Annotated in this window: 12 protein-coding genes; 6 read left to right on the forward strand and 6 right to left on the reverse strand. The window is 60.8% G+C overall.

Annotated elements, in window-relative coordinates; genetic code table 11:
- A complete protein-coding gene (locus ACEN9A_RS07945) occupies window positions 1–1,791 on the reverse strand; it encodes an acyclic terpene utilization AtuA family protein (RefSeq protein WP_258672911.1) in 1,791 nt (596 codons plus the stop codon).
- Window positions 1,792–1,981: 190 nt separating this feature from the next.
- Between ACEN9A_RS07945 and ACEN9A_RS07950 the strand changes: the two genes are divergently transcribed.
- The 4 genes from ACEN9A_RS07950 to ACEN9A_RS07965 all read left to right on the forward strand — a co-directional run bounded on the left by ACEN9A_RS07950 (window position 1,982) and on the right by ACEN9A_RS07965 (window position 5,670).
- Window positions 1,982–2,605 (forward strand): TetR/AcrR family transcriptional regulator, encoded by a 624-nt coding sequence (locus ACEN9A_RS07950; RefSeq protein WP_138867054.1) that lies wholly within the window; start codon window positions 1,982–1,984, stop codon window positions 2,603–2,605.
- A gap of 94 nt (window positions 2,606–2,699) precedes the next feature.
- Window positions 2,700–3,494 carry a substrate-binding periplasmic protein gene (locus ACEN9A_RS07955; protein WP_258672912.1) on the forward strand — a complete coding sequence of 265 codons (795 nt, stop codon included), beginning with the start codon at window positions 2,700–2,702 and terminating at the stop codon, window positions 3,492–3,494.
- Between the two features lie 173 nt (window positions 3,495–3,667).
- Window positions 3,668–4,507, forward strand: coding sequence for a sugar-binding protein (locus ACEN9A_RS07960; protein WP_258672914.1), 840 nt, complete (start codon window positions 3,668–3,670; stop codon window positions 4,505–4,507).
- A 149-nt stretch (window positions 4,508–4,656) separates the two neighbouring features.
- Window positions 4,657–5,670, forward strand: a complete 1,014-nt coding sequence (locus ACEN9A_RS07965) for a GNAT family N-acetyltransferase (RefSeq protein ID WP_258672915.1) — start codon at window positions 4,657–4,659, stop codon at window positions 5,668–5,670.
- 122 nt (window positions 5,671–5,792) lie between these two features.
- On the opposite strand, the gene ACEN9A_RS07970 is transcribed toward ACEN9A_RS07965, so the two are convergent.
- Window positions 5,793–6,341 (reverse strand): RNA polymerase factor sigma-70, encoded by a 549-nt coding sequence (locus ACEN9A_RS07970; protein ID WP_258672916.1) that lies wholly within the window; start codon window positions 6,339–6,341, stop codon window positions 5,793–5,795.
- A 382-nt stretch (window positions 6,342–6,723) separates the two neighbouring features.
- Here ACEN9A_RS07970 and ACEN9A_RS07975 point away from each other — a divergent pair, with 382 nt between their 5' ends.
- A complete protein-coding gene (locus tag ACEN9A_RS07975; RefSeq protein ID WP_258672917.1) occupies window positions 6,724–19,707 on the forward strand; it encodes a non-ribosomal peptide synthetase in 12,984 nt (4,327 codons plus the stop codon).
- A gap of 200 nt (window positions 19,708–19,907) precedes the next feature.
- Window positions 19,908–20,732 carry an alpha/beta fold hydrolase gene (locus ACEN9A_RS07980; RefSeq protein ID WP_258672919.1) on the forward strand — a complete coding sequence of 275 codons (825 nt, stop codon included), beginning with the start codon at window positions 19,908–19,910 and terminating at the stop codon, window positions 20,730–20,732.
- Window positions 20,733–20,808: 76 nt separating this feature from the next.
- On the opposite strand, the gene dsbG is transcribed toward ACEN9A_RS07980, so the two are convergent.
- The 4 genes from dsbG to ACEN9A_RS08000 all read right to left on the reverse strand — a co-directional run bounded on the left by dsbG (window position 20,809) and on the right by ACEN9A_RS08000 (window position 25,045).
- Window positions 20,809–21,576 (reverse strand): thiol:disulfide interchange protein DsbG, encoded by a 768-nt coding sequence (gene dsbG / locus ACEN9A_RS07985; protein WP_018929978.1) that lies wholly within the window; start codon window positions 21,574–21,576, stop codon window positions 20,809–20,811.
- Entirely contained in the window at window positions 21,552–22,418 is an 867-nt protein-coding gene (locus ACEN9A_RS07990; RefSeq protein WP_019650588.1) for a TlpA disulfide reductase family protein, read from the reverse strand. Before ACEN9A_RS07990 ends, dsbG begins: the two co-directional genes overlap by 25 nt.
- Entirely contained in the window at window positions 22,418–24,151 is a 1,734-nt protein-coding gene (gene dsbD, locus ACEN9A_RS07995; protein ID WP_258672920.1) for a protein-disulfide reductase DsbD, read from the reverse strand. Before dsbD ends, ACEN9A_RS07990 begins: the two co-directional genes overlap by 1 nt.
- A 117-nt stretch (window positions 24,152–24,268) precedes the next feature.
- Entirely contained in the window at window positions 24,269–25,045 is a 777-nt protein-coding gene (locus ACEN9A_RS08000; RefSeq protein WP_019650590.1) for a hypothetical protein, read from the reverse strand.
- Window positions 25,046–25,333 lie beyond the last annotated feature (288 nt).

Genomic DNA, 25,333 nt, shown 5'->3' on the forward strand with positions numbered 1-25,333 from the left:
CTAGTTGAACTGATCGGCGATGCGCTGGGGCACCGGAATCTGGATTTCCAACAGTTGTTGGGCGAACGCCTTGCCCTGCGGATCGATCCGCAGGCTGGCCACGCCACCGCCGCCGAGTGCGTTTTCCAGAAGAAAATTAAAGCTCTGAGTGCCGGGTAAATACCAGCGTTCGACGCGTCCGTGGATCGGGTCGAGGACATGGCTCATCCAGTCGACCATCACCTCGGGTGTCAGTGCTTCGGCGATCCACGGCAGGTAGTCGGGGTGGCGGGCCATGACGCCGATGTTGCTGTGGTTACCCTTATCGCCGGAGCGCGCCACGGCGAGTTTGATCAAGGCCACGCTGGCGTCGGCACGCTCTGTGGTTTTGGGTGGGTCGAACGGCAGCGGCAAGTCAGCTGGGTCGAGCGCATCGAGGGCGGGCAGGGCACACGGATGGCGCTCGCCGGCAAGGTCGATCTCCAAGGTGCAGGCGGTTTTGTCGATCAGGAACGAAAACAGCCGGATTAACGGATACACCGTCGGCCGCCCGCCGACGATTCCCGTCAGCCCAGGCGTCATGGCGGTGGCAGCCTGAGCGATTTCCCGGGAGAACAGAATCAAGGCCTGTTTGCCCGGATGGCGCACGGCGAGTTTGATCACCACTTCGCGGCTGTCCTGGCGCTGGCCGTGGGGGCCGTAAGTGGCTTCGCTGCCCAGCAGTTCGATGTTCACTTCGCTGTAGGGCGCCCAGCCGCGCTGGCTAAACATTTCCGAGGTCTTGTTGATGATCGCCTGGCTGACCCGTCGGGCCTTGGCCACGGCATCGATCCCGGCGATCAGGCAACTGGCGGTGCAGCGGAAACCGTCCGGGTACGTTGCGCTGACCTTGTACTGAGCGGTCGGCGGCAAGCCTTTCGCGCCATGCACCTGAACCGCGTTTTTGCCTTGTTGCACGAGTTTGACCTGGCTGAAATCGCACACTACATCGGGCAGCAAATAGGCCTGTGGGTCGCCGATCTCATAGAGCATCTGCTCGCCAACCGTCAGCGGTGTGACCAGGCCGCCGGAGCCGTCGGATTTGCTGACGATGAACTGGCTGTCGGCACCGACTTCGACGATCGGAAAGCCGATGTGTTCGTAATCGGGCACGTCATGCCAATCGGTGAAATTGCCTCCGGTGCACTGGGCGCCGCATTCGATCAGATGCCCGGCCAATGCGGCTTGGGCGAGTTTGTCGTAGTCGTGCCACGACCAGCCGAACTCATGCACCAGCGCGGCGCTGACCACGGCGCTGTCGACCACGCGCCCGGTAATCACAATGTCGGCGCCCAGGCGCAGGGCTTCGACGATACCCGGTGCGCCGAGGTAGGCATTGGTCGACACGCACATCGGCGGCAGGGGCGCGCCACTGAACATCTCATGGATACCCAGGTTGCTCAGGTGTTTGAACTGCGGTTGCAGGTCGTCACCCGACAGCACGGCGATTTTCAGCGCCACCCCGGCCTTGTCGCAGGCGGCTTGCAGGGCAGCGGCGCAGGCCTGTGGATTAACCCCGCCGGCGTTGCTGATCACCCGGATCTGTTGTTTCGCGAGCTGCTCGAGGAGGGGGCTGAGGACTTCGATGAAGTCGCTGGCGTAGCCGGTGGCGGGATCTTTCATCCGCGCCCCGGCCATGATCGACATTGTTATTTCGGCCAGATAATCGAACACCAAATAGTCCAGTCGCCCGCCCTCCACCAGTTGCGCGGCGGCGGTCGAGGTGTCGCCCCAGAATGCACTGGCACAACCGATGCGAATTGTTTTAGGCACAGTCAACTCCATAGCCACCTGCGACAGAAGTGCTTCGAGACTACCAAGCAAGCGCTTGGTTTGTAAACGCCTTGATTATCTTCTTCCCGAGCGCTTGCTTGGTCGCCCCCGCCAGCTTAAATTGCCCGCGCAACCCTGCTGTTTTAACGGGCAGCGGCGCATTTGATTGATCGACTGTAGGAGAGAACGGGTGGACGAGCAAAAAGCCCTGAGGGTGATGCGCGAATTGGTCGACAGCGGCCAATTGACCGATCCCGACAGCGCCCGCGGCAAACTGCTGCAGGTGGCCGCTCACCTGTTTCGCAACAAAGGTTATGAACGCACCACCGTGCGCGATCTGGCCGGTGCGGTGGGCATTCAGTCAGGCAGCATTTTTCATCACTTCAAAAGCAAGGACGAGATCCTGCGAGCAGTGATGGAGGAGACCATTCGCTACAACACCGCGTTGATGCGCGCAGCGCTGGCCGAGGCCGGCAGCGTGCGCGAGCGGGTGCTGGCGCTGATTCGCTGCGAATTGCAGTCGATCATGGGCGGCAGTGGCGAGGCCATGGCGGTGCTGGTGTATGAGTGGCGTTCGCTGTCTGAGGAAGGCCAGGCGCAGGTTCTGGCGCTGCGCGATATTTATGAAGCCATCTGGTTGCAGGTGCTGGGAGAAGCCAAGGACGCCGGTTTTATCCGTGGCGACGTGTTCATCACCCGCCGCTTCCTGACGGGCGCGCTCTCCTGGACCACCACCTGGTTTCGCGCCGATGGCAGTATGAACCTCGATCAATTGGCCGATGAAGCGCTGATTTTGGTGCTTGAAGAACGGTAAGAGCCGTCTATCTCGGCAAGAAACTGGCTAAGTTGACGAAACCGCCTAGTTTGTATGCATTGATGAAAATTTTTTTGGGGAGTGTGCTGTTTTGATGTCTTCGCCAATTCGAATTGCGTCGCGGCTTTTGCTGGCGGCGCTTGTAGTGTGCTGGGTGTTGCCATCTCAGGCCGCGCAACAGGTGCGGGTCGGGGCCGCCCATTTTCCCCCCTATACCGTGCGCCCGGAGTCCGGTGCCGACACCGGTCTGCTGCCGCAACTGGTGGAAGCGTTGAATCAGCTGCAAACCGATTATCAGTTTGTGCTGGTGCCCACCTCGATTCCCCGGCGTTTCAATGACTTCAAGGAAGGCCGGGTCGATATGGCGATTTTCGAGAACCCGGACTGGGGCTGGAAGGACATCCCGCATACCCTCGTTGACATGGACCTGGAAGATGCAGAAATCTTTGTCGCGCAGAAGCAACCCGGTCGCGATGAGAGTTACTTCAAGGACCTGACGGGCAAGCGCCTGGCGCTGTACAGCGGCTATCACTACGAGTTTGCCAATTTCAATGCCGATCCCAAATTTTTGGCCGACACCTACAACGCCACGCTGACCTATTCCCACGACAGCAACCTGCTGATGGTGCTGCGCGGGCGAGCGGACATTGCCCTGGTGACACGCTCCTATCTGAGCGATTACCTGCTGCGCAACGCAAAAGTTGGCGAGCAGTTGCTGGTGTCGCAACGCATCGATCAGGTCTATCACCATTACGCGCTGATTCGTCCAGAGGCGCCGATTACGGGCGAAGCCTTCGGCAAATTGCTGCAAGGCCTGCGAAACAACGGCCAGATGCTGAAGATTTTCGATCCCTACAAAATTGCCCTGGTGCCGGTGGGCAAGCACTGACAGATAGAGTTTCCGGGGGGCAGGGGGGGGCGGACGACCATTCATCCAGTATTTGTGTTCTGCTGTTCGAATGTTCGAATTGACAGTAGACGCTTTGCTTAACGTGGTCTTAGCTCCTTTCCTGTGTCCGACCCCATGGAGGGGTTGGCGCTCATTCAGAAAGGATTTCTGTCATGACAAACCCTTCGTCGGTTTCTCTCTCCTGTGTACCCTCTCCTGTAGTGCCACAAGCCGTCAACCATGTACTCACTCTGAAAAAACCTGATGATTCGGCCGGTGTCACGGTCGAGGTGGCGCGTTGGCCGTTCATGGTGGTCAATCAAAAGACAACGCTGCATGTCTGCGGTCAACAAGCCGACGGCTCGCCAGTGATGCTGCGAGTGGCCGACGCCGAGCCCGTCACGCAACAAGAGTTCCAAGAGGGCTGGCGTCGCAATATTGCCTGGGCGTCTTTGCAAAATCTGAAAGACGGGAGCCATCTCGCGTTTGTTTTTCAGGCGGCACTGGATGGAGGCAGTTGTGCTAGTCCGGTGCTGTTCCCGACATTGTGTCTTGAGGTTCAGGCGCCTTTTGACAATACAACGACCTTCTCGGAAAAAGACGGTACCAATAACTGGAATGGCTGGATGAGGGGGGAGGCTGCGGCTGATCCACGGGATCTCACCATCACGAGAGACGGGAATATCTACGTATTATTCGACAACACCTACACCAACAACTCTGCTGGGATAGTGCTGAAAAAGACCTTTCAGGGGCTGGAAGTGGGTCGATCCTATGAGTTCGGGCTGACCGTGCGCAGGTGGAATGACAAATATTCAGTTCCAGTGCTGTCACTCAACAGCGGAGCGCAAGTCATTGCCCCCGCGACGGAAATTCCATCAATGGCCTGGGTGCCGCTCAAAGGCACGTTTACCGCGAGTGCATCACAGATGGAGTTGCAGATCGTTAACCATGTCGCCACCGGAAACGGCAATGACTATGCCTTCCGCGAAATCTGGGTCAGGTCGATCTAGCACCTGCGTAACGTCAATGGCCTGGAACTGATCCAGGCTGTGCATGCCACCGCGAATGCTGATTAAGGTTCGCGGTGTTTTTCGTTAAATTTCCATGCCCGGCTCACGTCACCTCAGTTAACTGTCGACGATTACCGTGAGCCCGATCCATGTCCAATCTGAATGACCTGACCGCCCTGGCCTTGCCGTCAGGCAACCGTCTTGTAGCCGATGAAACCGCAAGTCGCCTGAGCCTCAGCCTGGAAGGGCAGCCGCTGATCGAACTGCGGCTGACCCGCGAGCCCGAGCTGAATCTGCGGTTGGAGGAGCGTTTCGGCCGTCCTGACGGTCAAGCATTTTGGGCGGCCTGTTATTGGCTGTTTGCCCGTGATGCAGAGTGTCAGCGTCTGACCTGGCACCTCGATGAAGCGCCTACCGAAGCCTTGCTCAGTGGGTTGCTGACCGCCACCGACGTCAACGGTCAGTATCGCTGTGAACGCACGCTGTTCTGGCAATTGCCTCAGCCTTGGCTGGGCGAGTCGTTGACCGGCAGTTATCCACAGCAGATGGTCGTCAGTGGCGGCAAGCGCCATCCCCTGCGAGCGGTGAAACCCCGTGGTGAGGTCTATCGGCGCTTCGATGCGCGGCTCGGTGCGTGGGTCTCACTGCGTACGGTAGAAATCGAGCATGACCTAGCGCGTTTCAACCGCTGGCAGAACAGTCCACGGGTCGCGAGTTTCTGGCAGGAGGAGGGTAGCCTCGAGCAGCATCGGGAATACCTGAGCAAGCTTGAAGCCGACCCGCACACCTTGACGCTGATCGGTTGCTTCGATGATCAGCCGTTTGCCTACTTTGAAGCCTACTGGGCCAAGGAAGATCGCATTGCGCCGTTCTATGACGCCGCCGATTACGACCGTGGCATTCACATGCTGGTGGGTGAGGAAGATCACCGTGGCCCGCACAAGGTGGCGAGCTGGTTATCGGCGCTGGTGCATTACCTGTTCCTCGATGATCCGCGCACTCAACGGGTGGTCGCCGAACCTCGCGCCGACAATGCGAAGATGATCGGGCATCTGCACAATCAGTGTTTTCACTGCGAAAAAGAGTTCGACTTCCCGCATAAGCGCGCGGCGTTGATGATGCTGGGGCGTGAGCGTTTTTTTGATCGGTGTTCGTTGGCCTGAAAAAAAGATCGCAGCCTTCGGCAGCTCCTACGGGTGCGTGTTCATCCGCAAATATCGCGGCAAACACGGTCAATGTAGGAGCTGCCGAAGGCTGCGATCTTTTTTATCGACAAGACGCCGTCTTAACGACGAGCGAAGCTATCCGCACGATTGCCCGACACTTTGCGGCAATGCACCAGCGCATCACGAATCATGAAGTTCACCAAGGTGGGCGAGACGCCAAGTTCCTTGGCGATGTCTTTTTGCGGCACGCCGTGCAGGCGGTACATCTCGAAGGCGTAACGGGTGCGGCTGGGCAGCTCTGTCAGTGCATCGGCAATGTTTTCCAGGGTCGAGAAATTCATATGCGAGGTTTCCGGCGAAGCGCCCTGGATCACCACGTTCAGGCCTTCTTCTTCCGGGCCCGAATACTTCTGCTCCAGCGCCTGCTTGCGGTAGTGATCGATCGCCAGGTTGCGCACGATCTGGAACAGGTAACTGAGCTGCGCCTTGATGGACGAGGTGATCTGCGGCGCTGATTGCAACCGGAAGAACGCATCCTGCACCACGTCTTCGGCGCGGGATCGGCAGCCGGTAATACGGGCGGCAATCTTGACCAGAATCAGTCGGTTGTCGACGAAGGCCTGAAGTAGCGGTGAATCGCACCTGCTTGTGGATACTTGTTCCGTCATTGGAAATCACCTTGCTGCAAATAGGGTTGTGGGACGACAAGGGGGTCGGAGCCGTCCTACATATCGAGCGACAAATTATGTTGAATGATAATGATTGTCAATTGAGAAAGAGAATTAATGCTCCGTGAGGGTGCGCAGTGAGAACGGCGACACGCTGACTCACCCACTGGCTGCAAGCCTGCCGGCGCTCAAGCCCGGCGACTAATTATTTCAAGACCTCATCCGTTCTCATTGGTGACTGGTTACGGGCGCAAGCCCCCGGCCAGAACAGCATTCCCAATGCCTTGCGCGGTCGGCGAAGACCGCGTCCTGCATGCCCGTGAACGGGCGTGACGTACGAAAACCGATTCCACTTGCAAGCCGAATTCAGGCAGGAAACCTCATGACCGACGCGTTCGAACTCCCCAGCACACTGGTCCAAGCCCTCCAGCGCCGCGCGGCCCTGACGCCGGACCGGGTGGCCTTGCGTTTTCTTGCCGAAACCCAGGATCAGGCTGTGGTGCTCAGTTATCGTGAGCTGGACCAACGGGCGCGAACCATTGCCGGCGCGTTGCAGGCCCAGGCGTCGTTCGGCGATCGCGCGGTGCTGCTGTTTCCCAGCGGCCCGGATTACGTTGCGGCGTTCTTTGGCTGCCTGTACGCCGGGGTGATTGCGGTGCCGGCCTATCCGCCGGAGTCGACCCGTCGTCATCATCAGGAACGCCTGCTGTCGATCATTAGCGATGCCGAGCCGCGCCTGCTATTGACCAGCGCCGACCAGCGTGACGCCTTGCTGCAAATCAACGGGGCGCCGCCGCTGCTGTGTGTCGACACCCTCGACAACGCCCTGGCCGAACGCTGGGTTGCGCCGGACCTGCAAGGCGCGCACATCGCTTTCCTGCAATACACCTCCGGCTCCACCGCGTTGCCTAAAGGTGTGCAAGTCAGCCACGGCAACCTGGTGGCCAACGAACTATTGATTCGTCACGGCTTTGGCATCGATCTCAATCCTGACGACGTGATCGTCAGCTGGCTGCCGCTGTATCACGACATGGGCCTGATCGGCGGCCTGCTGCAACCGATTTTCAGTGGCGTGCCGTGCGTGTTGATGTCGCCGGCGTACTTCCTCGGCCGCCCGTTGCGCTGGCTGGAAGCGATCAGCGAATACGGCGGCACCATCAGCGGCGGGCCGGACTTCGCCTATCGACTGTGCAGCGAGCGCGTCAGCGAATCGGCTCTGGAACGTCTTGATTTGAGCGGCTGGCGCGTGGCGTATTCCGGTTCTGAACCGATTCGCCTCGACACCCTGGAACGCTTCGCCGAGAAGTTCTCGGCCTGTGGTTTTACGTCGGACAGTTTCATGGCTTCTTACGGCCTCGCGGAGGCGACACTGTTCGTTGCCGGCACTCCGCGCGGTCAGGGTATTCCGGCGTTGCGCGTGGACGATCAGGCCTTGGCGCAAAACCGCGCCGAACCGGGCGATGGTAGTCCGATCATGAGTTGCGGTATTAGCCAGCCGGATCATGCGGTGCTGATTGTCGATTCGGTATCGCTTGAAGAACTCGCCGACAACGCAGTCGGTGAAGTCTGGGCCGCCGGGCCGAGCATCGCCCATGGCTACTGGCGCAACCCCGAGGCCACGGCCAAGACCTTCGTCCAGCATGCGGGCCGCACTTGGCTGCGCACCGGCGACCTGGGCTTTTTGCGTGACGGTGAACTGTTCATCACCGGGCGCCTGAAAGACATGCTGATCGTTCGTGGTCACAACCTCTATCCGCAGGACATCGAGCAGACCATCGAGCGCGAAGTGGAGGTGGTGCGCAAAGGTCGCGTGGCCGCGTTCGCGGTCAACCTCGAGGGGCAGGAAGGCATCGGCATTGCCGCGGAAATCAGCCGCAGCGTGCAGAAAATCCTGCCACCCGAGGCGTTGATCAAAGCGATCCGCCAGGCAGTGGCCGAGGCGTATCAGGAAACGCCGAGCGTGGTGCTGTTACTCAATCCGGGGGCGCTGCCCAAGACCTCCAGTGGCAAGTTGCAACGCTCGGCCTGCCGCAATCGCCTGGCCGATGGCAGCCTCGACAGCTATGCGGTTTTCCCGTCGGCAGCGAACGAAAGTGAAGGCAGCACCGAGTCGGGTTCCGAACTGCAAACCCTGATCGGCCAGATCTGGTGCGAGCAGTTGCAGGTCAAGCAAGTCAACGCCGATGACCATTTCTTCCTGCTCGGCGGCAACTCCATCGCCGCCACTCAAGTGGTTGCACGCCTGCGTGAAACGTTGGGTCTGGAGCTGAATCTGCGTCTGTTGTTCGAAGCGCCAACCCTCGGCGCATTCGCCGCCGCAGTCGCCCGGCAACAACAGGATGGCGGCCTCGCCCAAGGCGCAATCACTCAGCTGTCGCGCAGTGAAGCCATGCCGCAATCCCTGGCGCAAAACCGTTTGTGGATCACCTGGCAGCTCGACCCGCAGAGCAGCGCCTACAACATTCCCGGCGCCCTGCGCCTGCGCGGCGAACTGGACGAAGACGCCTTGCGCGCCAGTTTCCAGCAACTGATCGAACGTCACGAATCCCTGCGCACACGGTTTTTCGAGCGCGACGGTGTGGCCCTGCAACGGGTCGATGCTGCCGCTGAATTCAATCTTCAAGTGATCGACATTAGCGACGTGCCAGCCGCTGAGCGAGAAGCCCGCGCGCAACAAATCCGCGAGGACGAAGCCCGCACCCGGTTCGACCTGGAGAACGGTCCGCTGCTGTGGGTGACCCTGGTGCGCCTCGATGATGAGGATCATCAACTGCTGGTGACGATGCACCACATCATCGCCGACGGCTGGTCGCTGAACGTGGTGATCGACGAATTCTCGCGCCTGTATGCGGCAGCCTCTCAAGGCCAGACCGTCAGCCTTCCAGCCTTGGTGACGCAATATGCCGACTACGGCAGTTGGCAGCGCCAGTGGCTGGCGCAAGGGGAGGGCGAACGGCAACTCGCTTACTGGAAAGAGCAGTTGGGTGATGAACATCCGACCCTGAGTCTGGCCACCGACCACCCACGTTCGGCGCAACACACGCACTGCGCCGAACGTCACACGCTGTGTTTGGATGCGAGCCTGAGCAACGCCATTCGCCAGACCGCCCAGGCCCATGAGTCGACACCGTTCATGCTGTTGCTCGCTGCCTTCCAGAGCCTGTTGCATCGCTACAGCGGCCAGCGCGACATCCGCATCGGCGTGCCGAATGCCAACCGTCCACGCCTGGAAACCCAAGGGCTGATCGGCTTCTTCATCAACACCCAGGTGCTGCGTGCCGAAGTGGATTCGCGACAGCCATTCGTGGAGTTGCTGGCGCAAACCCGTCAAGCCGCTTTGGGTGCGCAAGCGCATCAGGACCTGCCGTTCGAACAACTGCTCGAAGCTTTCCCGCAGGCCCGCGAACAAGGTCTGTTCCAGGTCATGTTCAACCATCAGCAACGGGATCTCAGCGCTCTGCGTCGTCTGCCGGGGCTGCTCGCCGAAGAGCTGCCGTGGCACAGCCGCGAAGCCAAGTTCGACTTGCAACTGCACAGTGAGGAAGACCGCAACGGACGTTTGAGCCTGTCGTTCGACTACGCCAGCGAACTGTTTGACGCGCCGACCATCGAGCGTCTGGCCGAGCATTTCAGCAATTTGCTGCGAGCCATCTGCGAACGTCCGCAACAAGCGATCGGTGACCTGCAACTACTGACTACCGCCGAACACACTCAGCAAAATGACTGGAGCGTTGCCCCCTGCAACCCGGCACAGCAGTGGTTGCCGGAACTGCTCAACGAACAAGTGCGCCAGACCCCGGAGCGCACCGCGTTGCTGTGGGACGGCGGCAGCCTGGACTTCGCCGAACTGCACACCCAGGCCAACCGCCTGGCGCATTACCTGCGCGACAAAGGCGTCGGCCCGGACGTGTGCGTGGCGATCGCCGCCGAACGTTCGCCGCAGTTGCTGATCGGTTTGCTGGCGATCATCAAGGCCGGCGGCGCTTATGTGCCGCTGGACCCGGATTACCCGGCCGAGCGCCTGGCCTACATGCTCCGCGACAGTGGCGTCGAGTTGTTGCTGACCCAAACCGAATTGCTCGACCGCTTGCCGGCCACTGATGGCGTCTGCGTGATCGCCATGGACGCCCTGCACCTGGAGAACTGGCCAAGCCATGCGCCGGGTCTGCACCTGCACGGCGACAACCTGGCCTACGTGATTTATACCTCCGGTTCCACCGGCCAGCCCAAGGGCGTTGGCAACACTCACGCGGCGCTCGCTGAACGGCTGCAATGGATGCAGAACACCTATCGCCTGAATGAAACCGACGTGCTGATGCAAAAAGCGCCGATCAGCTTCGACGTGTCGGTGTGGGAGTGTTTCTGGCCGTTGATCACCGGGTGCCGCTTGCTGATCGCCGGCCCCGGTGAACATCGTGATCCGCACCGCATCGCACAACTGGTTCAGCAGTATGGCGTGACCACGCTGCACTTTGTGCCGCCGCTGCTTTCGCTGTTCATAGATGAACCGCTGACCGCCAAATGCACCAGCCTGCGCCGAGTATTCTCCGGCGGCGAAACCTTGCCCGCCGAACTGCGCAATCGCGTGCTGGCGCAATTGCCGGCGGTGCAACTGCACAACCGTTATGGCCCGACCGAAACCGCGATCAACGTCACCCACTGGCATTGCACAACGGCTGATGGCGAGCGCTCGCCGATTGGCCGGCCATTGGGCAACGTGCTGTGCCGGGTGTTCGACAGTGACCTCAACCCGGTTCCGGCCGGCGTGCCGGGTGAACTGTGCATCAGCGGTATCGGTTTGGCCCGAGGTTATCTGGGCCGTCCGGGGCTGACCGCCGAACGTTTCGTGGTCGATCCACTGGGCGAGCAGGGCGCGCGTCTGTACCGCACCGGCGACCGTGCGCGCTGGACCACCGACGGCGTGATCGAATACCTCGGTCGCCTCGATCAACAGGTCAAACTGCGTGGTTTTCGTGTCGAGCCGCAAGAGATCGAAGCGCGGCTGTTGGCACAATCCGGCGTCGCCCAAGCGGTGGTGCTGGTGCGTGAAACATCGGCCGGCGGGCAGTTGATCGGTTACTACACCGCCACTGATTCCACTGAAGATGTCGACGCTCAAAGCCTACGCCTGAAAGCCGCGCTGGCCGCCGAGTTGCCGGAATACATGGTCCCGGCGCAACTGATGCGTCTGGACCAAATGCCCCTGAGCCCGAGCGGCAAACTCGATCGCCGCGCCTTGCCGGAACCGCAGTGGCAAGTCCGCGAACACGTTGAACCGGTCACGGCGCTTGAGCAACAAATCGCCGGCATCTGGCGCGAAGTGCTGGGCCAAGCGCAGATCGGTCTGCGCGACGACTTCTTCGCCCTTGGCGGTCATTCCTTGCTGGCCACGCAAATCATCTCCCGTACCCGTCAGGCCTGCGACGTCGAGTTGCCGCTGCGGGCGCTGTTCGAGGCCAGTGAACTGGGCGCGTTTGCCGAACAGGTTCGCTTGATCCAGGTCAGCGGCAGAACCAACCAGCAGCCACCGATCGAGAAGGTCGACCGCCGCCAACCGGTGCCGTTGTCCTATTCCCAGCAACGCATGTGGTTCCTCTGGCAGATGGAACCGGACAGCCCAGCCTACAACGTCGGCGGCATGGCGCGGTTGCGCGGCGTGCTGGATGTCGGGCGTTTCGAGGCGGCGTTGCAAGCGCTGATCATGCGTCACGAAACCCTGCGCACGACGTTCCCGAGCATCGACGGCGTGGCCCGGCAGCAGGTGCATCCGGACACCGGTCTGCGCATGGACTGGAAGGATTTCTCCGCGCTGGCGGTCGATACCCGTGAGCAGCGTGTCCAGCAACTGGCCGACAGCGAGGCGCATAAACCTTTTGATCTGGAAACCGGACCGTTGCTGCGCGCCTGCCTGGTCAAGACCGCCGAGCAGGAACATTACCTGGTGCTGACCCTGCACCACATCGTCACCGAAGGCTGGGCGATGGACATCTTCGCCCGGGAACTCAGCGCGCTCTATGAAGCATTCGTCGATGACCGCGAATCACCGCTGCAACCCTTGCCGGTGCAGTACCTGGATTACAGCGTGTGGCAGCGTCAGTGGCTGGAATCCGGCGAACGTCAGCGCCAGCTCGATTACTGGACCGCGCAACTGGGCCGCGAACATCCGCTGCTGGAATTGCCGGCCGATCGTCCGCGTCCGCCGGTGCAAAGTCATCAGGGCGAACTGTTCCGCTTCGACCTCAGCGATGACCTCGCCGCACGGGTTCGTGCCTTCAACGCAGACAACGGTCTGACCCTGTTCATGACCATGACCGCCGCCCTGGCCGTGCTGCTTTACCGCTACAGCGGCCAGACCGACCTGCGCATCGGTGCGCCGGTGGCCAACCGCATCCGCCCGGAAAGCGAAGGGCTGATCGGCGCGTTCCTCAACACCCAAGTGCTGCGTTGCCAGCTCGACGGGCAGATGTCCGTCGGCGAGTTGTTCGAGCAGGTTCGCCACACGGTGATCGAAGGCCAGTCCCATCAGGACCTACCGTTCGATCACTTGGTCGAAGCCTTGCAGCCACCGCGCAGCGCCGCGTACAACCCGCTGTTCCAGGTGATGTGCAACGTGCAGCGCTGGGAATTCCAGCAGAGCCGCACCCTGTCTGGTATGACCGTCGAGTACCTGGCCAACGATGCGCGAGCGACCAAGTTCGACCTCAACCTGGAAGTCACCGACCTCGACCATCGCCTCGGTTGCTGCCTGACTTACAGCACCGATCTGTTCGATGAGCCGCGCATTGCGCGCATGGCCGGGCACTGGCGCAATCTGCTGGAAGCGTTGCTGGCCGACCCGCAACAACGCTTGAGTGAGCTACCGTTGCTCGACGCCACTGAACAGCAAAACCTGCTCGACAGCCTCGGCATCGAGCCGGGTGAACATCGCCTCGATCAATGCATTCATCAGCTGTTCGCCGAACAGGCATTGGTGCGCAAGGATGCGCCGGCCCTGACGTTCGCCGGGCAAACCCTGAGCTACGCCGAGCTCGACAGCCGCGCCAATCGTCTAGCCTGGATGCTCCGTGAGCGCGGTGTTGGGCCGCAGGTGCGGGTCGGCTTGGCGTTGGAACGTTCGCTGGAGATGGTCGTCGGCTTGCTGGCGATCCTCAAGGCGGGCGGCGCCTATGTGCCGCTGGACCCGGAATACCCGCTGGATCGCCTGCACTACATGATCGAAGACAGCGGCATCGGTCTGCTGCTCAGCGATGCGGCGATGTTCACGGCGCTCGGTGAATTGCCGGCCAGCGTCGGTCGCTGGTGCCTGGAAGACGATGCCGCGGACCTGGCCAATTACCCGGCCAGCGAGCTGCCGTTCATCAGCTTGCCGCAACATCAGGCCTATCTGATTTACACATCGGGCTCCACCGGCAAACCGAAAGGCGTGGTGGTGTCCCACGGTGAAATCGCCATGCATTGCCGCGCGGTGATCGAGCGTTTCGGCATGCGCCCCGATGATTGCGAGTTGCACTTCTATTCGATCAACTTCGATGCCGCGACCGAGCGTCTGCTGGTGCCGCTGTTGAGCGGTGCGCAGGTGGTCCTTCGCGCCCAAGGCCAGTGGGATGCGCAGGAAATCTGCGGGCTGATTCGTCGCCACAACATCAACATCCTCGGCTTCACCCCAAGCTACGGCAGCCAGTTGGCGCAATGGCTGGCGACCCAGGGCGAAACCCTGCCGGTGCGCATGTGCATCACCGGTGGCGAAGCCCTGACTGGCGAACACTTGCAGCGGATTCGCGCGGCGTTCAAGCCGAGCCTGTTTTTCAACGCGTACGGCCCGACCGAAACCGTGGTCATGCCGCTCGCCAGCCTGGCGCCCGAGCAATTGGAAGAAGGGCTGGGCAGCGTGCCGATCGGCAGCGTAATTGGCGCGCGTGTGGCGTACATTCTCGACGCCGATCTGGCGTTGGTGCCGCAAGGTGCGACGGGGGAGTTGTATGTTGGCGGTGCCGGTCTGGCGCAGGGTTATCACCAACGTCCGGGCATGACCGCCGAACGGTTTGTCGCTGATCCTTTTGCCGCGAACGGCGGACGCTTGTACCGCACCGGCGACCTTGTCCGTCAGCGCGCCGATGGTCTGGTGGAGTATCTCGGCCGGATCGACCATCAAGTGAAGATCCGTGGTTTCCGCATCGAACTGGGCGAGATCGAAACCCGTCTGCTGGAACATGAATCGATCCGTGAGGCGGTCGTGCTGGCGCTCGATGCACCGAGCGGCAAACAACTGGTGGGTTATCTGGTCACTGACGTGGCCGAGCAGGACGAAGCGCAACAAACCGAATTGCGCGACGCCCTCAAGGCTTACTTGAAGGCTCAGCTGCCGGACTACATGGTGCCCACGCACCTGATCCTGCTGGCGAGCATGCCATTGACCGCCAACGGCAAACTCGACCGTCGCGCACTGCCGGCACCGGACCCGGAGTTGAATCGTCAGCAATATGTGGCGCCGAGCAACGAACTTGAGCTGGCCCTGGCCGGCATCTGGTGCGAAGTGCTCAACGTGCAGCAGGTTGGCCTCAACGACAACTTCTTCGAACTGGGCGGCGATTCAATTCTGTCGATCCAGGTGGTCAGCCGTGCGCGGCAGCAGGGCATTCACTTCAGCCCGCGCGACCTGTTCCAGCACCAGACCGTGCAGACGCTGGCTGCGGTGGCGACCCGCACCGAGCAGGTCACCGCCGAGCAAGGTTTGCTCACGGGGGAATCGCGTTTGACGCCGATTCAGCACTGGTTCTTCGACACTGAAATCCCGCAGCGTCAACACTGGAACCAGGCGTTGCTGCTGGAGCCGACCGTGGCGCTGGAGCCGCATCGCCTGGAGCAAGCGCTGCTGGCGGTGATCGAACAGCACGACGCCTTGCGTTTGCGTTTCACCAAGGTCGCTGGCCGTTGGCAGGCCGAGCATCAGGCGGTTTGCGACGCCGCCGTACTGTGGCAGGTGCAAGTGCCGAGCCTGGACACATGTGCGGCGCTGTTCGCCGAGGCCCAGCGCAGCCTCGACCTTGAGCAAGGGCCGCTGCTGCGGGCGCTGCTGGTCGATGATCCCGAGGGACAACAACGGCTGTTCATTGCCATTCACCACTTGGTGGTGGATGGGGTGTCGTGGCGGGTGCTGCTGGACGATCTGCAAACGGTTTATCGTCAACTGGACGCAGAGCAGTCAGTAAAACTGCCGGCGAAAACCAGTGCCTTCAGGGACTGGGCCGCACGATTGCAGGCTTACGCCGGCAGCGAATCCTTGCGGGAAGAATTGCTCTGGTGGCAGTCGCAACTGGCCGGCCCAAGCGCTGAGTTGCCGTGTGATCGGCCTCAGGGCGGGCAGCAGAATCGTCACGCGCAAACCGTCAGCGTGCGCCTCGACAGCGAGCGGACCCGTCAACTGTTGCAACAGGCACCGACGGCCTATCGCACCCAGGTCAACGACTTGCTGCTGACTGCGTTGGCCCGTGTGTTGTGCCGCTGGAGCGGTCATGAGTCAGCGTTGGTTCAACTCGAAGGTCACGGCCGCGAAACCCTGTTCGACGAGATCGACCTGACCCGCACCGTCGGCTGGTTCACCAGCGCGTATCCGCTGCGCCTCACACCGGCGGATGAGCCGGGGGCGTCGATCAAGGCAATCAAGGAGCAACTGCGCGCGGTGCCGCATAAAGGTCTGGGGTATGGCGTGCTGCGTTACCTGGCCGATGGCCTGTGCCGGCAGACCATGGCCGCGCTGCCGGTGGCGCCGATCACCTTCAACTACCTTGGCCAGTTCGACCAGAGCTTCGGCAGCGATGCACTGTTCCGTCCGCTCGATGAGCCGGTCGGCGCTGCCCATGATCCGTATGCGCCGCTGCCCAACGAACTGAGCGTCGACAGTCAGGTGTACGGCGGTGAACTGGTGCTGCGCTGGACTTTCAGCGCCGAACGCCACGACCGGCAAACCATTACCGACCTGGCGCAGGCGTATCTGGGCGAATTGCACAGCCTGATCCAGCACTGCCTGAGCGACAACGCGGGCGGCCTGACACCGTCGGACTTCCCGTTGGCCGGACTGACTCAGCCGCAACTCGACGCACTGCCAGTCCCGGCGGCGATGATCGAAGACGTCTACCCGCTGACCCCGATGCAGGAAGGCATGCTGCTGCACACCTTGCTCGAACCGGGCACCGGCCTCTATTACATGCAGGACCGCTACCGCATCAACAGCGAGCTCGACCCCGAGCGCTTCGCCCACGCCTGGCAAGCGGTGATCGCCCGTCACGAAGCCCTGCGCGCGTCGTTCTGCTGGAACGTCGGCGAAGACATGCTGCAAGTGATCCATAAACCGGGCAGCACGCCGATCGAGTATCTGGACTGGAGCGCGGTGGCCGAAGCCGAGCAAGAGCCGAAGCTGCAGGCGCTGCTGAAAAGCGAGCGCGAGGCCGGGTTCGATCTGCTCAATCAGGCGCCGTTCCACCTGCGCTTGATCCGCGTGGGCGCGGCTCGCTACTGGTTCATGATGAGCAACCACCACATCCTCATCGATGCCTGGTGCCGTTCGCTGCTGATGAACGACTTCTTTGAAATCTACACCGCCCTCGGCGAAGGCCGCGAAGCGCAACTGGCCATGCCGCCGCGTTATCGCGATTACATCGGCTGGCTGCAACGCCAGAGCCTGGCTGAAGCGCGGCAGTGGTGGCGGCGGAACCTGCAAGGTTTCGAGCGCACCACGCCGATTCCGAGCGACCGGCCGTTCCTGCGTGAACATGCCGGCGACAGCGGCGGCATGATCGTCGGCGACCGCTACACAAGGCTCGATGCCCGGGATGGCGCGCAACTGCGCGAACTGGCCCAGGCCCATCAGCTGACTATCAACACCTTTGCCCAAGCGGCGTGGGCGTTGGTATTGCGCCGCCTGAGTGGCGATCGCGATGTGCTGTTCGGTGTCACGGTGGCCGGGCGTCCGGTGGAGATGCCAGAGATGCAACGCACGGTCGGCCTGTTCATCAACAGCATCGCCCTGCGGGTGAAAATGCCCGAGGACGATCAGCGTTGCAGCGTTCGTCAGTGGCTCAGCGGTCTGCTCGACAGCAATATGCAACTGCGTGAGTACGAATACCTGCCGCTGGTGAGCATCCAGGAAAACAGCGAACTGCCGAAGGGCCAGCCGCTGTTCGACAGCCTGTTCGTGTTCGAAAACGCCCCGGTGGAAGTCTCGGTGCTGGACCGTGCGCAGAGCCTCAACGCCACTTCGGATTCGGGCCGCACCCACACCAACTTTCCGTTGACGGCGGTCTGCTATCCGGGGGATGACCTGGGTTTGCACCTCTCCTACGACCAGCGTTATTTCGACGAATCCACGGTCGAGCGCATGCTCGGTGAGTTCAAGCGCCTGTTGCTGGCGCTGGTCGAAGGATTCCATGGTGACATGGCTGATCTGCCGCTGTTGGGCGCAGAGGAACAGGACTTCCTGATCCACGGCTGCAATCAGAGCGAACACGACTATCCGCTGGAGCAGAGCTATGTCTCATTGTTCGAAGCGCAGGTTGCCCGGCATCCGCAGCGGATCGCCGCCAGTTGCCTCGATCAGCAACACAGCTATGTTGAGCTGAACCAGCGCAGCAACCGTCTCGGCCATGCCTTGATCGCTGCAGGCGTCGGCCTCGATCAACCGGTGGCGCTGCTCGCCGAGCGTAATCTCGATCTGCTGGGCATGATCGTCGGCAGCTTCAAGGCCGGTGCCGGTTACCTGCCGCTGGACCCTGGTCTGCCAAGTCAGCGTCTGAGCCGGATCATCGACCTGAGCCGCACGCCGTTGCTGGTCTGCACTCAGGCGTGCCGTGACCAAGCCGTTGTGTTGCTGGAGGAATTCGGATGTGCCAACCGGCCTCGATTGCTGGTCTGGGAAGACGTGCAGGCGAGTGATGTTTCGGTGGCCAATCCGGGTATTTACAGCGGTCCGGACAACCTCGCCTACGTGATTTACACCTCAGGCTCCACCGGCCTGCCGAAGGGCGTGATGGTCGAGCAGCGCGGCATGCTCAATAACCAGTTGAGCAAGGTGCCGTACCTGAAACTGAGTGACGCCGATGTGATCGCCCAGACTGCCTCGCAAAGCTTCGACATTTCGGTCTGGCAGTTCCTCGCGGCGCCGTTGTTCGGCGCTCGGGTGGACATCGTGCCGAACAGCATCGCCCATGATCCGCAAGGCTTGCTGGCTCACGTCCAGAGCCAGGGCATTAGCGTGCTGGAAAGCGTGCCGTCGCTGATTCAAGGCATGCTCGCCCAGGACTGCATGAGCCTCGATGGCCTGCGCTGGATGTTGCCGACCGGTGAAGCGATGCCGCCGGAACTGGCGCATCAATGGTTGCTGCGTTACCCGCAGATGGGGCTGGTGAACGCTTATGGCCCGGCGGAATGCTCGGACGATGTGGCGTTCTTCCGGGTCGACATGGCCTCGACGCGTGGCAGTTATCTGCCGATTGGTACGCCGACCGACAACAACCGTTTGTACCTGCTCGATGGCGCGCTGGAGCTGGTGCCGTTGGGGGCGGTGGGTGAGTTGTGCGTGGCCGGCACCGGGGTGGGGCGCGGTTATGTGAGCGATCCGTTGCGCACCGCGCAGGTGTTTGTGCCGAACCCGTTCGGCGCACCGGGCGATCGTTTGTATCGCACGGGTGACCTGGCCCGACGTCGCAGTGACGGTGTGCTGGAATACGTCGGACGTATCGACCATCAGGTGAAGATTCGCGGTTACCGCATAGAACTGGGTGAAATCGAAGCGCGTCTGCATGAACAGCCGGAAGTCCGCGATGCGGCGGTCGGGGTGCAGGAGGGCGTCAACGGCAAGCATCTGGTCGGCTATTTGGTGGCAGCGGATTCGGCGCTCAATCCGAACGAACGACTGGAGCGGATCAAGCAGCGCCTGCGTGCCGAGTTGCCGGAATACATGGTGCCGCTGCACTGGTTGTGGCTCGACAAGCTGCCGCTCAACGCCAACGGCAAACTCGATCGCAAGGCCTTGCCGGCACTGGAGATCGGCCAGTTGCAGAGCCAGGACTATCAGGCGCCGGGAAATGAGCTGGAGCAGACCCTGGCGGATATCTGGGCCGAGGTGTTGAAGGTCGAGAAGGTCGGTGTGCGTGACAATTTCTTCGAACTGGGCGGGCATTCGCTGTTGGCCACGCAGATCGCCTCGCGGGTACAAAAAGCCCTGCAACGCAACGTGCCGCTAAGGGCGATGTTCGAGTGCAGCACGGTGGCGGAGTTGGCCGAGTACATCGACGGGTTGGCGGTGAGCGACATCACCGAGGAGAAGGTGGATCGGTTGAATGACCTGATGGCGGAGCTGGAGGGCCTTTAAAGTCAAAAGATCGCAGCCTGCGGCAGCTCCTACAGGTGTACGCCGGGCCTATTTGGTTCGTGTGGGTATACGCCGAGCCCTGTAGGAGCTGGCGAAGCCTGCGATCTTTTGATCTTCAACCCGGGTTGACTGTCGATCCCATGCGGCTCAGTCTTCCCGTGCTCTTTTAAATGGATCCTATGTCACCAGGGAGACAGTCGATGCCCTTCGTAACGGTTGATGGACAAGCGCTTCACTACATAGATCAAGGCACGGGCCCGGCGGTATTGCTGGCCGGGAGCTACCTGTGGGACCAGGCCATGTGGGCACCGCAGATTGCGGCGCTGTCGCAGTACTATCGGGTCATTGCCCTGGACCTCTGGGGCCATGGCGAGTCCGGGCGGATGCCCGAGGGCATGACGTCGCTGGATGACGTGGCGCGTCAGGCACTGGCATTGCTCGATCATCTGGACATCGATCGCGTCACGCTGGTCGGTCTTTCGGTCGGTGGCATGTGGGGCGTTCGCCTGGCACTGTCGGCGCCGCAGCGGCTCAACGGGCTGGTGCTGATGGATACTTACGTTGGTGTCGAACCGGAGCCGACTCGTCAGTATTACTTCTCGCTGTTCAAACAGATCGAAGACAGCGGTGAGATCGCGCCGCAACTGCTCGACATTATTGTGCCGATCTTCTTCCGCCCGGGCATCGATCCGCAGTCGGCGCTGTATCAGGATTTCCGCGCCAGGCTGGCTGCGTTGCCAGTCAACCGGCTGCGTGAAAGCGTCGTGCCGATGGGGCGAATTACGTTTAGTCGTGATGATTTGTTGCCGCGCCTGGCTCAGCTGAACCCTGAAACCACGCTGTTGATGTGCGGCGACCAGGACAAACCTCGGCCGCCATCGGAAACCCAAGAGATGGCCGAGTTGATCGGTTGCCCGTATGTGCTGGTGCCGGAGGCGGGGCATATTTCCAGTCTGGAGAACCCCGAGTTCGTCACTGAGGCCCTGCTGAAGTTTCTGGCTGGCAGAAATCCGTGTAGCGCTTGATAAAAAAGATCGCAGCCTTCGGCAGCTCCTACACCGGTCTCATGTAGGAACTGCCGAAGGCTGCGATCTTTTGATCTTATTTAGGCCCGAGAATCTTCAGCAACTTGTCCGGCGACGGCGCGCCTTGCTGTTGTTGCAACTGGCCCTTTTCATCCATGTAGAAAATCGCCGGGGTGGCGGCCAACTCCAGGTCTTCCATCAACTTCATGTTCGCTGCCAGTTTCGCCTGAACCGCCGGTGGTACGTCCTTCAAGGCCTTGAGCGAGCTGCCCTTGCCGGATTTCTCGTGTTCTTCCAGGGCTTTCTGCGGGTCCTTGGCGGCCAGCAGTGCGGCGGATTTGCCGGGGCTGTCTTCGCGAATGATGCCGACCATGATGTGCCGCAGCTGCACCTTGCCGGCCTGGACCCACGGCCGTGCCTGTTCCCAGAACATGTTGCAGTACGGGCAGTTCGGGTCGCTGAACAGGTAGACGACCCGTGGTGCGTCCTTATTGCCGTCACCGATCCAGCTGCTTGCTTCCATCTTGCCCCAGACTTCCTTGGCCATCGGCGCGTAGACCAGTTTCTGCAACGGTGCGCTGCTGAGGTCATTGCCGTCGGCGTCGTACAGATTGCCGAGCAGCACATGTTTGCCGTCCGGGGTCAGGTATAGCGTCATGCCGCGGTTCTGGTACTGCGCCGCATAACCGCGCAGGCCGTCGGGCGCGTCGAAGGTGCCGACGATTTTGGCGCCCTTGGCTTCGATCTTCTTGATCGCTTCAGGCAGTTCTTCGGCCTGTACCGACGGCAGGTGCAGCAGGGCGGCACCCAGGGTCAGTGTCAGCAGGTGGCGGAGGCGGAGCATGGCAATTTCCTTGAAGGCGTGGCCGGGGTGGCCGGGTTCGGGGTGTCAAAGTGTTCCAGGGCGCGGGCCAGGCTGGCTTCCGACATCTCACCCAGGTGACTGCCCAACAGATACCCGTCGGGGCTATAGAACAGCGTAGTCGGCAATGCCATGGAACCCACGGCCTGGCTCAATCGACCGCTGCCATCGAACAGCACGTTGGTCAGGCTCAGGCCCTGGGTTTCGAGGAAGGTGGCGACGCTCTGCATGCTTTCGCTCTGGTTGACGAACAGGAAGGTCAGGTCCGGGCGCTGTTGCTGGGCGTTTTCCAGCACCGGCATTTCCCGACGGCAGGGCGGGCACCAGGTGGCCCAGAGGTTGATGACCAACGGGCCGCCCTGGTAGTCGCTGAGTTGTAGGGTCTGGCCAGCGGCATTGCGCAGGGTGATCTGCGGCAGGCGCGTGCCTTGTTCGTAAATACTCAGGGAGAAACTCGCCAGCAGCCAGAACACCAGGCCGCTGGCCACGCCAAAGCCCAACGGCCGACGCAGGCCCGGTTGACGCCAGCCGCGGTACAACGCCGCCAGCAAGAGCACGACCACCCCTGGCCAGGCGAGAAAACCACCATCGCGCAGGTCGATGATCTGCCACGGGTCGTTGCGATAATGTGCCCAGTAGGCAATCACGAAGCCGACCCGGGCCGCCAGCATGCCCAGCAGGAACAGGCTGAACAGCACCGATTCCGGGTTCTCGCCGCCACGCTTGGCCACCCGCCAGCCGACAAAGGTCGCCAGCGCCAGGGCACTGATCAGCAGCAGGTGATTAAGCGCGATGGCAAAGGTGCCGAGGGTAAAGGTCAGCATTAACGAGCGTCTCGGGTGGTGGTCCAGCGTTGCAGGAAAGTGCCGGCATCGACCTCGCCGGTGATGCGCTGGCTGCGACGCTCTTCGCCGTCGGTGCCGATCCACAACAGGCTCGGCGGCCCCGGCACTTTATAACGGCCGAGCAGTTCGCGGCTGGCGGCATTGTCGGCGGTGACGTCCAGCCGTAGCAAGCGCACATCGCTCAGCGCATCCAGTACCTGGGGTTTGCCGAAGACCTGTTTTTCCATGACTTTGCACGACACACACCAGTCGGCGTAGTAGTCCAGCAGCACCCATTGGCCCTGGGCCTTGGCGGCGTCGAGTTCGCGTTGCAGGGCGGCGGGCTCCTTGATCGTAGTGAATGCATCATGAGCGCTCGGCGCGACAACGCCGGTACGGCCGGCGCTGTACACCTGCAACGGCTGATACGGATCGTCGCTGCCGCCCGCCGCACCGACCACCAGCAGGCTGCCCCATAAACCCAACAGCAGCGAACTGGCGCCGAACAGGTGGGCAACGCGGCCAAACCCCTGGGACTGCTTCCAGGCGCTGTAGGCGGCGATCAGCAGCAAACCACCGCACAAACCGAGCCACAGCGATTCATCCAGCACCGGACGCAGCATCAGCAAAGCCGTGGCGAGAAACAGGAAACCGAACACACCCTTGAGCAGGTTCATCCAGGCGCCAGGTTTAGGCAGGAAGCGATTGCCGACGGTCACCAGCAGCAACAGCGGCACACCGATGCCGATGCCCAGGGCGAACAGAATCAACCCGCCGTGCAGCGCATTGCCGCTCTGGGCGATATAGAGCAGGGCGCCGGCCAATGGGGCAGTCATGCACGGTCCCACCAACAGACCGGACAAGGCCCCCAGCACACCGGCGCCCATCAGGTTGCCACCGCGCTGGCTGCGTGAAACATGTTCCAGCCGATCCCGTATGGCCACCGGCAATTGCAGTTCAAAAAAACCGAACATCGGCAAGGCCAGCAGCACGAACACCGCCGCAAAGCTGCCCAACAGCCATGGATTCTGCAGCAGCGCTTGAAGGTTCGCCCCGAGCGATGCAGCCAGAACGCCCATCGCCGCATACACCAGTGCCATGCTGATCACATAACTGCCGGCCAGGGCAAAACCGCGTTTGGGCGTGGCGCCACTGCCAACGATTAACCCTGCCAGAATCGGCAGCATCGGCAACGAGCAAGGGGTGAAGGCCAGCAACAGGCCCAGGCCAAAGAACACCAGCAAGCTCCAGCCCAGCGCCCGTTGTTGCAGGTCACTGGCCAGGGCTTGATCCGGTGCTTCGTTGACCACAGCAGTGGCAACGTTGCCGCCCAGGTCCACGACCTGAGTCTGTGGTGGATAACACAAGCCGGCATCGGCACAACCCTGGAAACCTACCTTGATCTGACCGGTGGCACCGGCCGGAATCTTCAGCTCCAGACCTTGACGATAAACCGGTTGTTCTCCGAAGAACTCGTCACTGTGTACTTCGCCTTCGGGTAATACAGGATGCTGCTCCCCAGGCAAGCCATCGAATTTCAGACGCTTCTGATAGAGGTAATAACCGTCGGTAATCTGCCAATAGAGCTGTGTTTCACCTGAATCAAGACGTTCGGAGGTGAAGACGAATGCCTTTTCCACCGGCAGAAAATCAGGTTTGGTTTCGAACGGATTAGTCCCTGCCTGGGCTACACCCGAGATCAAGAGAACGAAAAATAGAAACAGTCGACGCATGGGTAAGCCTTATCCCTGTGCAAGTGAGGTGCACAATGGGTGGCGGCGATTAACCGATGATTAACCGCCGCCGGGCTGTCTACGAAGTCGCTCATGGACAGTCATCAGCTTCAATCCTCAGTTGCGCAACAGCCCTGGCCAGGACTCGTTGTTCACCGAGTGCGGACCAGACTCCAGACGGTTTTTCGGGATGTTGTATGTCAGGTATTGATTGTCAGTCAGAAAAATATAGTAATAGTTGTCGGCAAACGTGCGATCTTTCTGCACCCCGGTGATAATTCTGTCTTTGTAGGCGGTCAGGCCTGGCCAAGTGGTCTCTGTGATGGCTTCGAGTCTAATCGTTTGGATGGGCGCCACCACCGTGTTAAAGAGGTTGTCGTCATATTTGTCGTCGGCATAATCGATTTGCGGATTTTGGGGGACCTCATCCCAGTCCAGATAAAGAGAGTTTCCGTCGTTCAAGATAAATCGAAATAATGAACTGCGATTTACCTGCCACCATGTGCCGGTAATGATTCGGTCGAAATAAGGCAACAGCAGCTTCCATTTAGTGTCTTCAACCTTGCGGGTCTGCATCACCGCATCGGTATCCTGATTGTAGGCGCAGACCATCGGCGTAGTGCGCTCGTAATAGAAAAGCCAAAGGATATCGAGGTCAGAAAAGTCCATGGGACGATCAAGCGTTATGCCCGTGGTCGTAAATCCAAACCGCAGGTTTTGCATGTGGTTTTCCAGCGTCCCCCAGTTTCCTTTAATCGGCCAGGGGTATCCATCAGAGACCTTGTTATCGGGAATATCAAAGCGGGAATAAGTATCGGTGTCTTTGAAGATGAAGTAGATCTTGTCTTTTCCTGAACGCCAATCGACGGTCACGATATTTTTAAGTGTCGGCATGATCTGATTCCTTTCAGATAATTAATTATGGTTCGGGTCTTAAATGACTTTCTTCCAGGTAATTATTGGCCTGGAGTGGAGCCGTGCTAGGGTAGCGTGATGTTTTACGCTGTTGTCATGTTTTCAGGATGGAATGTGTTTCGGTTTGAAACGACATGCTCGCAGGCGTCCGCCATGCATTAACAGCGAACTTCACTTTCAACTTCGTCGATTAGCGGTCGCGACGCCTGTGTGGGAAGCGCTGCTTCTCGTCAGCGGCGAGCCTTGCCATAATTGCGGCTTAATCCT

This window comes from Pseudomonas sp. Pseusp18 (genome assembly GCF_059506005.1).